The organism is Actinomadura roseirufa (genome assembly GCF_900659635.1).
GTDB classification, from domain to species: Bacteria; Actinomycetota; Actinomycetes; order Streptosporangiales; family Streptosporangiaceae; genus Spirillospora; species Spirillospora roseirufa.
The window spans coordinates 1-13,238 of sequence record NZ_CAACVB010000219.1 but is presented as its reverse complement, the minus strand read 5'-3'; the positions used below and the strand labels follow the sequence as shown (position 1 = coordinate 13,238).

The window sequence follows — 13,238 nt, the reverse complement described above, 5'->3', positions numbered from 1 at the left end:
GAACCCGCCGGCGCCCTCCACCGCGATGCGCACCACCATGAACCCGCCGAGCAGCCCGGCCAGCGTGCCGAGCAGGGCGATCCGGCGGCGGCTCGGCAGCGGCGCGGGGGCGTCCAGCCGCAGCGCGTCCGCGGGCGCGCCGTCCCGGGGCAGGGGCACCCGAGGCGGCTCGTGCGCCGCCGACAGCAGCGCCGCCTCCTGGTCGAGGAGCCGCTTCTCGGCGGCGTGGTCGCGCGACAGCGGGACGCCGCCCGGCCCGCCGCCCACTCCGCCGCCGTCCGGGCCGGGGGTGCGCAGCGCCTCGTCCAGCGCCGGGTCGAGCAGGTCGCTCGCCTCGCCGTCCAGCACGTGCATGGGGAAGCCGAGCCGCCGTGCCGTCACGAACACCGCGAGCGGTTCCAGGCCCATCGAGGTCAGCCCGCCGACCGCGGTGCGGCCGAACCGGTGGAACACCGTCAGCACGCCGTCGCCGGTGGTGATGGCGAGCCCGTCGATGCGGGCGCGCTCGTAGCGGACCATCGTCCCGCCGGGGCCGAGCCGTTCGAGCCCGGCCGCCGACAGCCGCCAGTACGGCCGCGGGCGGCGGCGCCGCGCCTCCGGGGCCGCGCCGAGCAGCCAGGGGACGGCGGCGACGGCGCCGATCAGCGCCGCCCAGAGCCACACCGGGCGGATCGGCAGCAGCGCCAGCGCCACCGCCAGGAGGGCGAACGGGCCGGCGGCGACGGGTCTCCACCGGCCGCCGGGGCCCGCCAGGCCCACCAGCTCATGCTCCACAGTCCGCATCCTCACACGGGTCCCCGCGGGCCCGTCGCCTCCTTCCACGATCCGGTCGCACTCCGGGACCACCGCGCGGCGTGCCGGTCAGGCGGCGTCACCGGCCGCCTCGCCGGCCCTTGCGCAGCAGCCCGAAGCACGCGGCCGCCGCGATGGCGAGGGCGAGGAACAGCCCCACCCGCACGGTGCTCGGATCGCGGTGCCCTTCGTCGGCCCTGTCCTTGCCGCCGCCCTTCTCCTTGTCCGTGCCCTTGCCCTTGTCCGCGCCTTTCGCGGACGGCGAGGCGGATTGCGGCGCCTGCTCCTTGCCGGGCACCGGGACGCGGTAGACGGGCTGGTCGCGGCCCTCCGACCCGGCGAGCAGCGAGCGCCCGTCCGGCGTGTAGGTCACCGACTCGCCCTGGGACTGGAACGGCAGCGACACCGAGGTGATCGACTTGCCGGGCCGGCCGTCCGGCCCCACCGAGTACAGGCGGGCGCCGAAGTAGGTGCGGATGACGCAGGTGCTCCCGTCGGGGGCGAACGCGCCGTCGGTCGCCATCGGCGGCGCCCCGCCGATCTTGTGGAGCGTGTTGGCGGTGCCGGTCCGCAGCCGCTCGGGCCCCTCGTACAGGGCCCCGGAGAACAGCTTGCTGGCGATGTAGAGGCGGTTGGTGCGCGGGTTGATCATCACGGTCTCGGCGTTGCGCGGCCCGTCGGCGTACTTCAGCCGGAACGCGGTCGCCCGGATCGTCTGGCTGCGCAGCTCGGCCGGCTCGGGGATCCGGTACAGCGTGACGTACGGCCACGCGCCGCCGAGGTTGTCGCCGATGTCGGCCACGAAGATCGCCGGACGGCCCCGGTCGTCCTTGCCGAGCGCCATGCCCTCCCAGTCGCGGGCCCCGGCGCCGGCCAGCGACAGGACGGCGCGGACCGACCCGTCCGGGGCGAGCGCGAAGATCTGCGCGACGCCGCCGGAGTCGTTGTGGGTGTACACGACGCCGGGGTGCCGGGTGCTGGCCGCGAGCCCGCTGGACTCGTTGATCCGCGCATCGGTGATCTTGAAGAGGACCTTGGGGCCCGGCTCGGCGGCGGCGGCCGGGACGAGCACCGGGCCCGCGCCGAACGCGCCGGCGAGGGCCAGCGCGGCGCAGCCGCCGAAGACGCGCGTCGACCGGGACGGACGCACTGACATGGCCTGCCCTTCCCCGTGAGGCGCCCCCATGATCATACGTGTCCCGCGCTCCCGCCCGCCGCCGGCCCGGCCCCGATGATCAATTGAGCAGCGCGCCGACGACCACGGCCAGCACGAGCGCGGTCAGCACGGTGGGGAGCAGCCATTGGGGCGCGCGATTCACGGATCCGAGCTTATGCGGACCCGTGCCCGCCTCGAACCGTCCACCCATGATCTACCTCTCAAAGATCACGGCCACCGGAGATCCGGCCCGCGCGAGCCCGCGCCCCCGCAAGCCCGGTCAGGGGGCGAGCCGTCGGGCGAGCCCCCTGGGCCGGGCTTCGATCAGCTCTGCCGCTCGACGATGTAGTCGACGCAGGCGGTGAGGGCCTCGACGTCGTCGGGGTCGATGGCGGGGAACATGCCGATGCGCAGCTGGTTGCGGCCCAGCTTGCGGTAGGGCTCGGTGTCCACGATGCCGTTGGCGCGCAGCGTCGCCGCGACGGCGGCGGCGTCCACCTCGTCGGTGAAGTCGATCGTGCCGACGACCTGCGAGCGCTTGGCCGGGTCGGTGACGAACGGCGAGGTGTAGGACGTCTTCTCGGCCCAGGTGTAGAGGCGCTGGGACGAGTCGGCGGTGCGGGCCGTGGTCCAGGCGAGGCCGCCCTGACCGTTCATCCACTCGATCTGGTCGGCGAACAGCAGCAGCGTCGCGACGGCCGGGGTGTTGTAGGTCTGGTCCTTGGCGGAGTTGTCGACGACCGTCTTGAGGTTGAAGAACTCCGGGACGTACCGGTCGGACGAGGCGATCTCGTCGATCCGGGCGAGCGCCGCCGGGGACGCGAGCGCGATCCACAGGCCGCCGTCGGCGGCGAAGGACTTCTGCGGCGCGAAGTAGTAGACGTCGGTCTCGGTGACGTCCACGGGCAGGCCGCCCGCGCCGGACGTCGCGTCCACGAGCACGAGGCCCTCGGCGGCGGTGGTGCCGGCCGGGCGCGTGATCGGCATGGCGACGCCGGTCGAGGTCTCGTTGTGGGTGAGGGCGTAGACGTCGACGTCCTCCTCGGCGGACGCCTCGGGGTGCGTGCCCGGCTCGCTGTGGATGACGGTGGGGTTCCCCAGCCAGGGCGCGCCCGTGGTGACCTTGGCGAACTTGCTGGAGAACTCACCGAACGTCAGGTGCTGCGACCGCTGCCGGACGAGTCCGAACGAGGCCGCGTCCCAGAAGGCGGTGGTGCCGCCGTTGCTGAGCAGGACCTCATACCCCTCGGGGAGCGAGAACAGCTGGGCCAGGCCCTCGCGGACGCGGCCGACCACGGACTTGACCGGCTTCTGCCGGTGCGAGGTGCCCATGTAGGTCGAGCCGGTTTCGGCGAGCGCGGCGAGCTGCTGGGGACGGACCTTGGACGGCCCGCAGCCGAAGCGGCCGTCGGCGGGCTTGATGTCGGCGGGCAGGACTATGGCTGGTTTCGCGCTGTCGGTCACTCGAAGCAGGCTACTTGACCTGCACCGTAGATCGGGGGCGGGGTTCACATGCCGAGACGGCGCGCCGCGCCCGCGCGGGCCCGGTACGAGGGTCTGTCTCACTGTGATGCTTTGCTCTCACTTGAGCGCGTTACCTGCTCGGCGGGGCGATGCCGAGGCGAGCCCCGCTCGGCGGAACGCGAAGCGATGCCGCGCCCGGCCGGGACCGGTCAGGCGGCGAGCCCGGGGCCGGGATCGCGCTGAAGACCGAACCCCCCCCGGAAACGGGCAAGGCCCCCGGCGGACCGGGGGCCTCGAGCGCGTTTCGGGCGGGGGCGGTGCCCCCGGGTTCAGGCGGTGCGCTTGAGGACCTCCGCCGACCCGGTGACGTCCTCGATGGAACGGCTGCCGGGGCCGGTGTAGCGGGCGCTCGGCCGCACGAGCCGGCCGGTGCGCTTCTGCTCCAGGATGTGCGCGGCCCAGCCCGCGGTGCGGCCGCAGGTGAACATCGCGGGCATCATCGCGGTCGGGACCTCGGCGAAGTCCAGGATGACCGCGGCCCAGAACTCGACGTTGGTCTCGATCGGCCGGTCCGGCCGCCGCTCGCGCAGCTCGGCGAGGGCCGCGTCCTCCAGCGCCTTGGCGGCGTCGAAGCGCGGGGCGTTCAGCTCCTTGGCGGTGCGGCGCAGCACGCGGGCGCGCGGGTCCTCGGCCCGGTAGACGCGGTGGCCGAAGCCCATCAGCCGCTCACCGGAGTCGAGGATGTCGGTGACGACCTTGCGGGCGTCCCCGATCCGCTCGACCTTCTCGATCATCGGCAGGACGCGGGCGGGGGCGCCGCCGTGCAGCGGGCCCGACATGGCGCCGATCGCGCCGGAGACGCTGGCCGCCACGTCCGCGCCGGTGGAGGCGATGACGCGGGCGGTGAAGGTGGAGGCGTTCAGGCCGTGCTCGGCGGCGGAGACCCAGTACGCGTCGATGGCCTGAACGTGCTTGGGGTCAGGCTCACCGCGCCAGCGGATCATGAACCGCTCGGTGATGGTCTTGGCCTCGTCGATGCGGTCCTGCGGGACCATCGGGACGCCGATGCCGCGCGCCGACTGCGCCACGAACGACAGGGCCGTCGCCGAGACGCGGGCGAGGTCCGCGCGGGCCTGCTCGTCGGTGATGTCGAGCAGCGGCCGCATCCCGTAGGCGGGGGCCAGCGTCGGGAGCGCGCTCTGCACGTCCACCCGCACGTCACCGGAGGTGACCGGGAGAACGTGGGGGTCGGCCGGGGCGAGGCCGGGGTCGAAGCTGTCATCCACGAGCAGGCCCCAGGCGTCACCAAAGGAGACGCGGCCGACGAGCTCCTCGATGTCGACGCCGCGGTAACGGAGGGCCCCGCCCTCCTTATCCGGTTCCGCGATCTCGGTCTCGAAGGCTACGACCCCCTCGAGACCGGGTTTGAAGTCGGACATGTCGTCCTGCCTTTCGTCCCCATAGTGATAAGGCGGTGCCGTGCCATTGAACCCTGTCTGTCTTACCGTCCAGTACCCAGGCCCCTAGGAGATGGACAATGCCCAGGTGAGAGGCTCAGACGCTGTGGAATCCCAGACTCCAGACCCCGCTCGGCTCCGCAGATCCTACGAGGACGGTGAATTGGCGGAGCGGGCGCTCCCCGCCGACCCGCTCGCCCTGTTCGCGGCGTGGTTCGCCGACGTCCACGCGTTCGGCCTTGCCGAGCCGAACGCGATGGTGCTGGCCACCGCCTCGGCAGACGGCGTGCCGAGCGCGCGGACCGTCCTGCTCAAGGGCTACGGACCGCGCGGATTCCGGTTCTTCACCAACCTGCGCTCGCACAAGGCCGAGGACCTCGCCGGGAACCCTCGGGCGGCGCTCGTGTTCCCCTGGCATCCGATGCACCGGCAGGTCCGCGTCGCCGGGCCCGTCCTCGAACTGGGCCGAGAGGAGACGGCGGCCTACTTCCGGACGCGGCCCTACGGTTCGCGGATCGGTGCCTGGGCGAGCGAGCACCAGTCGGCGGTCATCCCGGATCGCGGAGTGCTGGAACGGCGCTACGCCGAGTTGTCCCAGCGGTGGCCGGATCCAGCAACCGCCGCCGGGACGGAGGGGCTCGCCGGGGTCTCCGACGCCGAACCCGGAACCGGGCCCGCAGAGGACGAGGCGGACGCCGTGCCGCTGCCCGACTTCTGGGGCGGCTACCGCGTCCTCCCGGAGTCGATCGAGTTCTGGCAGGGACGGCCCGACCGGCTGCACGACCGCATCGGCTACCGCCGCGAGGTGGAGGCGGGAGGTGAGGGAACCCCGGAGGCGGCCGGTAAATGGGGGATTGTCAGACTGTCTCCGTGACGTCGGAACAGCAGCCAACCCCCACTGATACTCCTGACATCGGCCGTCCCTCCGCCACCGACGGCACGGACGTCCCCTCGGACACCCCGCCGCACGGCCCCTTCGAGGACACCTCACCGGCCCCGGCTCCCGCTCTCGGAGCCCTGGCCGGTGAGCCCGCCGCCCTCCCCGAGCCCGCGAGCGCCGGGTCGGGCGAGCGGGCGGGTCTCGGCGGGCGGCTGCGGCGGCTGGCGATCGACGCCCGGCCGCTGCGCGTGCCCGCCTTCCGGCGGCTGTGGCTCGGGCACGGGGTCTCGTTCATCGGGTTCCAGGTCACCGCCGTGGCCGTCCCCGTCCAGGTGTACGACATGACCGGCTCGTCGTTCTGGGTCGGGATGCTGGGGCTCGTCAACCTCGTCCCGCTGATCGTGTTCGGGCTCTGGGGCGGCGCGATCGCCGACCACGTGGACCGGCGCAAGCTGCTGTTCATCTCGTCCTGCGTCACCTGGGCGTCGACGCTGCTGCTGCTCGTCCAGGCCCTGCTCGGCGTGGAGAGCCTGGCGCTGATCATGGTGGTGGTCGCCGTGCAGGCGGTGGGGTTCGCGGTGTCCTCGCCGACCCGCAGCGCGATCATCCCGCGGCTGGTGGACGCGCCGCTGGTCTCGGCGGCCAACACGCTCAGCTTCACCGCCAGCACGGCCGGAAGCCTGGCCGGGCCGCTGTTCGCCGGGGTGATCCTCGCCCGCTGGAACTACGCGGCGGCCTACGGGCTCGACGCCGCGCTGTTCACGGTCGGGCTGTACTCGGCGTTCCGCCTGCCCGGCATCCCGCCGCTCGGCGACGTGACCGGGTCGCCCGGCCTGCGGTCGGTGTTCGACGGGCTGCGGTACCTGTCCACCCAGCCGGTCCTGATGATGTCGTTCGTCGTGGACATCATCGCGATGGGCGTCGCGATGCCGCGCGCCCTGTTCCCGGAGCTGGCCGAGACCCGGTTCGGCGGGGAGGGCGCCGTGGGCTGGCTGTTCGCCTCGATCGCCCTCGGCGCCGTCGCCGGGGGCCTGGTGTCCGGCTGGATCGGGCGGGTGCACCGGCAGGGGATCGCCCTGATCGTGTCCATCGTGGTGTGGGGCCTGGCCGTGGCGGCGGCCGGGCTGACCCACTGGCTGTGGCTGGCGGTCCTCCTGCTGGCCGTGGGCGGCGGCGCCGACCTCGTGTCGGCGGTGTTCCGGCAGACGATGCTGCAGACCTACGCGCCGGACGAGATGCGCGGCCGCCTCCAGGGCGTCTTCACCGTGGTCGTCGCGGGCGGGCCGCGCCTGGGCGACCTGCGCGCGGGGGCGACGGCCAGCGCCGCCGGGGCCACCGCGTCCTGGGTGGGCGGCGGCCTGGCCTGCGCCGTCCTGGTGGTGGTCGCGGGCTTCGCCGTCCCGGCGCTCCTGCGCTACGACACCCGCCTGGTGGACCGTTTCGACTAGCCCGGCCGCCGCGTTCCCGGAGGGCGTCCGGAAGGAAGATTCCGGCGTCGCGGGAAGTTCTGGCCCTCATCGCGCGTTGCTGTTCACCCATCACACGGGGGATATTCATCGGCCCCGGCGCCGAGGGTGCCGAGCAAGTAGACTCGTGGCCATAAGACTGGAGGGAGCTGTGACCTCACACGGCCTGATCGATACCACGGAGATGTATCTCCGGACGGTCTTCGAACTCGAAGAGGAGGGGATCATCCCCCTTCGCGCGCGCATCGCCGAGCGGCTCTCGCAGAGCGGCCCGACGGTGAGCCAGACGGTCGCGCGGATGGAACGCGACGGTCTGCTCCGGGTCGAGGGCGATCGGCACCTTGAGCTGACCGATAGCGGCCGCGGTCTGGCGACCCGGGTGATGCGCAAGCACAGGCTCGCCGAATGCCTGCTGGTCAACGTGATCGGCCTGCCCTGGGAGGACGTCCACATCGAGGCGTGCCGCTGGGAGCACGTGATGTCGGAGGAGGTCGAGCGGCGGCTGGTCGCGCTGCTGGACAACCCCACGACCTGCCCGCACGGGAACCCGATCCCGGGCCTTGACGAGCTCGGCGGGCACGGGGACGATGCCGATGCGGCGCCGCTGTCGGTGATGACCGCGGTGGCCAGCCCGGCGGGGGCGGGCGCCGTCGTCCGGCGCATCAGCGAACAGGTGCAGAGCGACAGCGACCTGATGCTTAGACTCAAGCGGATAGGGATACAACCGGGACGTGAGGTGACTCTTCGGGCGACCGATGACGGGGTGCGGGTGACCTGTGGCGACGAGGCCGACAGTGCCGAGACCGCCGGCGGACCGGACACGGAACTGCCGCGCGACATCGCCGAGCACGTGTTCGTCAGCAGGCGCTGACCAGCGGCGCGTGCGACCCCCCGTCCCCGCTCAGCCGGTCTATACCGAAGATCTCCATACCATCGCGCCTTTCGGGCGTATCCCGGCGGCGGGTTCGTCGTTCAATACGACGGAAGAGGTACGCGCGGCAGCCGCGCCGCGACGCCCGGTGATCACCGCGCCGGGCGCCGGCCGGGGGCCGTGCCGGACGAGAGCGGTCACCGGCGGGCCGGCTTCAGTTACCGGGATGGGGAGATGAAGCGTTGGGGGGAAGCGTCCTTCGAGGCGCATCTGCCACCCGAGACCGTCCTCAACCAGATGGAGATGGCGGTCATCGTCTGTGACCGCTTCAGCAACGTCATCTACGGCAACGCGTTCGCGCGGCAGCTGTTCGGCTTCGGCGGCGACGAGGTCATCGGCCACTCCATCCTCTCCCTCGGCATCGCCGAGGAGGACCACGAGCAGGCCACCGAGCTGGCCAAGCACGTGCTCAAGGGCGGTGTCTGGGAGGGCACGTTCTGCAATCTGCGCGCCGACGGCACCACCGTCTACACGCGCGCGCACGCCGTGCCCCTGCGTCATCCGTCGGGCGCGGTCGACGGGGTCGTGATCTTCGCCCGGGAGGCGCTGCGGTCCAACCAGCGCGACCAGGAGCGTTACGGCCTGATGGAGCGCATCGGGGAGCGGCTCGCCGGGTCGCTGGAGCTGGAGAGCACGCTGCGGCGGGTGGCCGACACCCTCGTCCCGCAGTTCGCCGACCACTGCTTCATCGACCTGTTCAGCGGCGACCGGCTCTACCGGCGGGTGTCGCGGCACGCGGGCGGCTGGGAACCGCCGCCCGGCACCTGGGCCGAGGTCGGCGAGCCCGTCTCCTACCCGGCCGGTCACTTCAGCGCCAAGGCGATGGACCGCCGGGACGCCGTGCTCGTCGAGGACATGGTCCAGCACCGGTTCGCCGCGCCGTCGGAGTCGTCCAAGCGGCTCGGCGACGCGATGGGCATCACCTCGGTGATCTCCGCGCCGCTGCTGGTGCGCGGCGAGCTGCTCGGCGTGATGAGCCTGGCGCTGTCCAACCTGTCCAAGCGGCCCGACCCGCACTACGACGGCTTCGACCGCGACCTGCTCGGCGCGATCGCCAGCCGGGTGGCGCTGTCGGTCGACAACGCGCTGCTGTTCGAGGAGGAGCGCGAGACGGCGCTGGCCTTCCAGAAGCACCTGCTGCCCGGCGACCGGCCGCCCCGGCTGGACGGCCTGCAGATCGCCTGGCGGTACGAGCCCGCCCGCCCGCTGGAGTCGCACGGGCACGGCATCCAGACCCAGGTCGGCGGCGACTGGTACGACGTGATCCCGCTGTCGGCGGGCCGGGTCGGCCTCGTGATCGGCGACGTCGAGGGGCGCGGCGCGCGCGCCGCCGCCGTCATGGGCCAGCTCCGCGCCGCGCTGCGCGCCTTCGCCCAGGACGACAAGCCCCCGGCCGACATCCTGCGCAAGCTCGACGAGTGGGTCCGCACGATGACCCGGCCCGAGCGGATGCGCTCGGGGTGGAACAGCGACGACCTCGTCCGCCCGCCGCTGGTCTCCTGCACCTACTTCGTGTACGACGCGTGGTCGCGGGTCCTGGAGTTCGCCAACGCCGGGCACGACCCGCCGATCCTCATCGTGGACGGCGAGGTCGGCGAGCTGGCGTTCGAGAGCGAGGGCGCCATGCTCGGCGTCCGCGCCTCCGGCATGGGCGGCGAGATCCTCTACAACGAGGAGACGTCGGAGCTGAAGCCGGGCGCCACGCTCGTCCTCTACACCGACGGCCTGATCGACCGGCGCCCCCGCGACGACGGCGAGTACTACACCCGCGAGGAGTCGCGGGAGATGGTCCGCGCCGCCGTCGCCGAGGTCGCCCGCGGCGGCGTCGAGACGATCGCCAACGCCGCCTACGAGGCGGTGCCCGGCGACATCGACGACGACGTGGCCATCGTCGTGATCCGCACCGCGGCCGAGGAGCTCGCCGTCGAGGAGCGCACCTTCGCCGCCGAGCCGATCATGGTCTCGGAGGCGCGCCGGATGGCCGCCGACGCGTTCGCCGGCTGGGGGATGCTCGACGAGCAGGCCGAGCTGGCGTGCCTGCTGGTCTCCGAGGTCGTCACCAACGTCGTCCTGCACGCCACCACCACGCCCACGCCGCGCCGCGAGATGGTGGTCCCGGTGCCCGCGGGCCGCCGCGGCGGCGAGCCGCTGAGCGCGCCGCCGCCCGTCCAGTTCACCGAGCAGCTCACGGCCGACCAGTTCGACGCGGGCGGATTCGACGGCGTCGCGTTCGCCGGGACCTTCGACGCGGGCGCGTTCGACGGCGGCGCCTTCGACGAGGACGACTGGAACCTCGGCGCCGACCTCGGCCGCCGCGAGCCCCCCACCAAGGAGTTCCGGCTCCGGCTGCGCCGCGGCGCCGACGCGATCTGGGTCGAGGTGTTCGACTCCGACATGCGGCTCCCGCGCATCCGCAGCGCGGGCGAGACCGACGAGGGCGGCCGCGGGCTGTACCTGGTCGACCAGCTCGCCACCCGCTGGGGGGCGCGGCCGACGGCCGACGGCAAGGCCGTCTGGTTCGAGCTGCCGCTCACGCCCTGACATGCGCGCGTGGGCGGTGGAGGCACCGGCGCCGATCACCTCGGCGCCGCTGCGCCGCGTCGCCCGGGACGTCCCCGAGCCCGGGCCGGGCGAGCTCACCGTGCGGGTCCTGGCGTGCGGGGTGTGCCGCACCGACCTGCACGTCGCCGAGGGCGACCTGCCCGTCCACCTGCCCGGGGTGACGCCGGGCCACGAGATCGTCGGCGAGGTCGCCGCCGCCGGGCCCGGGACCCTGCACGCGACCGGCGACCGGGTCGGCGTGGCCTGGCTGCGCGGCACCTGCGGGGCCTGCCGGTTCTGCCGCCGCGGCGCCGAGAACCTGTGCCCGTCCTCGGTGTACACCGGCTGGGACGCCCACGGCGGCTACGCCGAGTACGCCCTCGCCGTGGACGCCTACGCCTACGCGCTGCCCGCCGAGCTCGACGACGTCCGCGCCGCGCCGCTGCTGTGCGCCGGCATCATCGGCTACCGCGCGCTGCGCCGCGCGGACCCGCCGCCCGGCGGGCGCCTCGGCATCTGGGGGTTCGGCGGCTCGGCGCACCTGGCCGCGCAGATCGCCCTCGCCGAGGGCACGGACGTGCACGTGTTCACCCGCGCCCCGGCGGCCCGCGAGCTGGCCCGCGAGCTCGGCGCGTCCTGGGCGGGCGACTCCTTCGACGCGAACCCCGCGCCGCTGGACGCCGCGATCGTCTTCGCCCCCGCGGGCGCGCTCGTACCCGCGGCCCTCGAACGCCTCGACCGGGGCGGAACGCTCGCCGTCGCGGGCATCCATCTCAGTGAGATCCCGGCGCTCGACTACGCGCGGCACCTGTTCCAGGAGCGGCAGCTGCGCTCGGTGACCGCCAACACCCGCGCGGACGGCGCCGAGTTCCTCCGCCTGGCGGCCCGCCTGGACGTGGCCGTCACCACCCGTCCCTACGCCCTCGACGACGCCGACCGGGCCCTCGCCGACCTCGCCGCCGACCGCTTCACCGGCGCGGCCGTGCTCGTCCCCTGACACGGGGGCGGGCCGCCCGGCCGGACGCCGGGCGGGCCGTCAGATCGGCTCCGCGGCCACGTGCGCCCACGACTGCGTGAACCACAGCTCGCCGCCGATGATTCGGGGCTTGGCGCCGGTGCGGGGCCCGCCGTCCACCTCGTCGACGAGCGCCTCGCGGATCCGCTGGGCCGCCACCGGGTCGCGCGCGTCGGCCAGCCACGGCTCCACCGGCCGCTCGACCGTGAACACGTCCAGCCGGCGTATCGTCGCGCCCGCCGAGGTGATCAGCTCGGTGAGCCGGGCGATGGACGGGGTGCCCGGGTGGCCGGGGTCGCGCAGCCGCTCGATGCGGTCCCGGTCCGGGCCGGTGAGGTTGCCCCGGACGAGATCGGCGATGATCAGCCGTCCGCCGCGCCGGCACACTCGCAGCAGCTCGCGCAGCACCGGCTCGGGGTCGCCCAGGTTGTACAGCGAGAACCGGGCCGTGACCAGGGAGAAGGTGCCGTCGCGGTAGGGCAGCGCGGTGGCGTCGGCGCGGACCGTCGAGCCGTCGGGGTCGCCGTGCCGGACCGGTCCGGCGACGCCGGACGCGGTGGGCGGCGCGGTGCGGTCGCCGCCGGCGATCCGCACCGGGCCCGTCTCGAAGGTGACCGTGGACGTCCGGCCGCGGCGCGCCCCCCCGGGCATCGCGTCCACGGGCATCGCGTCCACCGCGGTCACATGGCGGACCTGCGGGCCGAGCGCGGCGGGCATCGGCCCGCGGCCGCGCGCCACGTCCAGGCAGACGTCGTCGCGGGCGGGCTCGGCGAACTCCAGCAGCCGCCGCAGATGCGGGGCCGCCGCGCCGACGGTCTGCGGTATCACGGGCGCCGGATGCGGCACGCTGCACTCCCTCGGCTCGGGCCGGCTGTGCCGGACGGGACCACCGCCCGCGTCCGCCGCCGGGCGTGCCCGGAAGGCCGGGAGCCCGCGGGGCGGGCGCCCTGGGCCGGGAAGAGGGCGCCGCCGCCGGCGGGACGCCGAACGGACGCGAGGTCGGTTTCGCCATATATGACTCACCGTGGCGCCGGGAAGTTCGCGCCCGGTCACCAGAAAACCGGACGATCCGCCCCGGCGGGCGGTCAGGTGTTCACGTGCTGGCCGTAGAGCGCGCCCACGGTCAGCACGAACACGCTGATGACCGCGAACCTGGTCGGTGCGGGGACGCGCAGCCGGATCGCGGCCCAGCGCACGCAGAACGTGGCGAGCAGTGCGATGACACCGAGGCTGAGGATGCCTTCCATGGCCACCTTCGTTCCGGAGGGAGAGCCGCCTCCTTGAACCATAGACGGCGCGGCCGCCGGTGACCCGGGGACGGCGCGTCCGCCGCGCCGCGCGTCCCGCGCGGGCCCCGGCGGTTCGGCGGCGGGTGCCCGGCCGGGCACCGATAACCTCCCGTCTGTGGCAGAAGAGAAGAAAACTGACGGCAGGGACACCCTGGACGGTCTCATGATCACGTTGGCGCGCGGCCGGGTCGCGCTCGGCGTCGCGGCGTTCGCCGCGCCGGGGCTCGCGACGCGGGTCCTCGGCGCG

General features: G+C 73.9%; 11 protein-coding genes and 1 pseudogene. 5 read left to right on the top strand and 7 right to left on the bottom strand.

Going from position 1 to position 13,238, the window contains the following annotated elements:
- From E1291_RS31935 to E1291_RS31920, 5 genes and pseudogenes are all read right to left on the bottom strand, one after another.
- Positions 1 to 774, bottom strand: a pseudogene (locus E1291_RS31935) (hypothetical protein); the annotation flags it as partial.
- Positions 775 to 871: 97 nt separating this feature from the next.
- Complete coding sequence (locus tag E1291_RS31930) at positions 872 to 1,948, bottom strand: hypothetical protein (RefSeq protein ID WP_131741803.1); 1,077 nt, start codon at positions 1,946 to 1,948, stop codon at positions 872 to 874.
- Between the two features lie 79 nt (positions 1,949 to 2,027).
- Positions 2,028 to 2,159 (bottom strand): hypothetical protein, encoded by a 132-nt coding sequence (locus tag E1291_RS44765; protein WP_278045295.1) that lies wholly within the window; start codon positions 2,157 to 2,159, stop codon positions 2,028 to 2,030.
- Between the two features lie 113 nt (positions 2,160 to 2,272).
- The gene (serC, locus tag E1291_RS31925) at positions 2,273 to 3,412 is read right to left on the bottom strand and encodes a phosphoserine transaminase (RefSeq protein WP_131741802.1); all 1,140 of its coding nucleotides are present in this window, start codon (positions 3,410 to 3,412) and stop codon (positions 2,273 to 2,275) included.
- Between the two features lie 329 nt (positions 3,413 to 3,741).
- Positions 3,742 to 4,851 carry a citrate synthase 2 gene (locus tag E1291_RS31920; protein ID WP_131741801.1) on the bottom strand — a complete coding sequence of 370 codons (1,110 nt, stop codon included), beginning with the start codon at positions 4,849 to 4,851 and terminating at the stop codon, positions 3,742 to 3,744.
- Between the two features lie 91 nt (positions 4,852 to 4,942).
- Here E1291_RS31920 and E1291_RS31915 point away from each other — a divergent pair, with 91 nt between their 5' ends.
- The 5 genes from E1291_RS31915 (at position 4,943) to E1291_RS31895 (ending at position 11,684) form a co-directional block, all read left to right on the top strand.
- Complete coding sequence (locus tag E1291_RS31915) at positions 4,943 to 5,743, top strand: pyridoxal 5'-phosphate synthase (RefSeq protein WP_131741800.1); 801 nt, start codon at positions 4,943 to 4,945, stop codon at positions 5,741 to 5,743.
- The gene (locus tag E1291_RS31910) at positions 5,740 to 7,197 is read left to right on the top strand and encodes an MFS transporter (RefSeq protein ID WP_242614505.1); all 1,458 of its coding nucleotides are present in this window, start codon (positions 5,740 to 5,742) and stop codon (positions 7,195 to 7,197) included. Before E1291_RS31915 ends, E1291_RS31910 begins: the two co-directional genes overlap by 4 nt.
- Positions 7,198 to 7,366: 169 nt before the next feature.
- Positions 7,367 to 8,086 (top strand): iron-dependent transcriptional repressor DtxR, encoded by a 720-nt coding sequence (locus E1291_RS31905; RefSeq protein ID WP_131741798.1) that lies wholly within the window; start codon positions 7,367 to 7,369, stop codon positions 8,084 to 8,086.
- Positions 8,087 to 8,320: 234 nt separating this feature from the next.
- Positions 8,321 to 10,687 (top strand): SpoIIE family protein phosphatase, encoded by a 2,367-nt coding sequence (locus E1291_RS31900; protein ID WP_131741797.1) that lies wholly within the window; start codon positions 8,321 to 8,323, stop codon positions 10,685 to 10,687.
- Position 10,688: 1 nt separating this feature from the next.
- Entirely contained in the window at positions 10,689 to 11,684 is a 996-nt protein-coding gene (locus E1291_RS31895; protein ID WP_131741796.1) for a zinc-dependent alcohol dehydrogenase family protein, read from the top strand.
- Positions 11,685 to 11,723: 39 nt separating this feature from the next.
- Here E1291_RS31895 and E1291_RS31890 read toward each other — a convergent pair whose 3' ends face one another.
- Positions 11,724 to 12,548, bottom strand: coding sequence for a class I SAM-dependent methyltransferase (locus tag E1291_RS31890; RefSeq protein ID WP_131741795.1), 825 nt, complete (start codon positions 12,546 to 12,548; stop codon positions 11,724 to 11,726).
- 239 nt (positions 12,549 to 12,787) lie between these two features.
- A complete protein-coding gene (locus E1291_RS42430) occupies positions 12,788 to 12,949 on the bottom strand; it encodes a hypothetical protein (protein ID WP_165495376.1) in 162 nt (53 codons plus the stop codon).
- Positions 12,950 to 13,238: the final 289 nt, after the last annotated feature.

Coding starts and splice junctions, on each gene's coding strand:
- E1291_RS44765 (WP_278045295.1), bottom strand. CDS start 2,159: ATGGGTGGACGGTTCGAGGCGGGCACGGGTCCGCATAAGCTCGGATCC.
- E1291_RS42430 (WP_165495376.1), bottom strand. CDS start 12,949: ATGGAAGGCATCCTCAGCCTCGGTGTCATCGCACTGCTCGCCACGTTC.
- E1291_RS31915 (WP_131741800.1), top strand. CDS start 4,943: ATGGACAATGCCCAGGTGAGAGGCTCAGACGCTGTGGAATCCCAGACT.
- E1291_RS31920 (WP_131741801.1), bottom strand. CDS start 4,851: ATGTCCGACTTCAAACCCGGTCTCGAGGGGGTCGTAGCCTTCGAGACC.
- E1291_RS31900 (WP_131741797.1), top strand. CDS start 8,321: ATGAAGCGTTGGGGGGAAGCGTCCTTCGAGGCGCATCTGCCACCCGAG.
- E1291_RS31930 (WP_131741803.1), bottom strand. CDS start 1,948: ATGTCAGTGCGTCCGTCCCGGTCGACGCGCGTCTTCGGCGGCTGCGCC.
- E1291_RS31895 (WP_131741796.1), top strand. CDS start 10,689: ATGCGCGCGTGGGCGGTGGAGGCACCGGCGCCGATCACCTCGGCGCCG.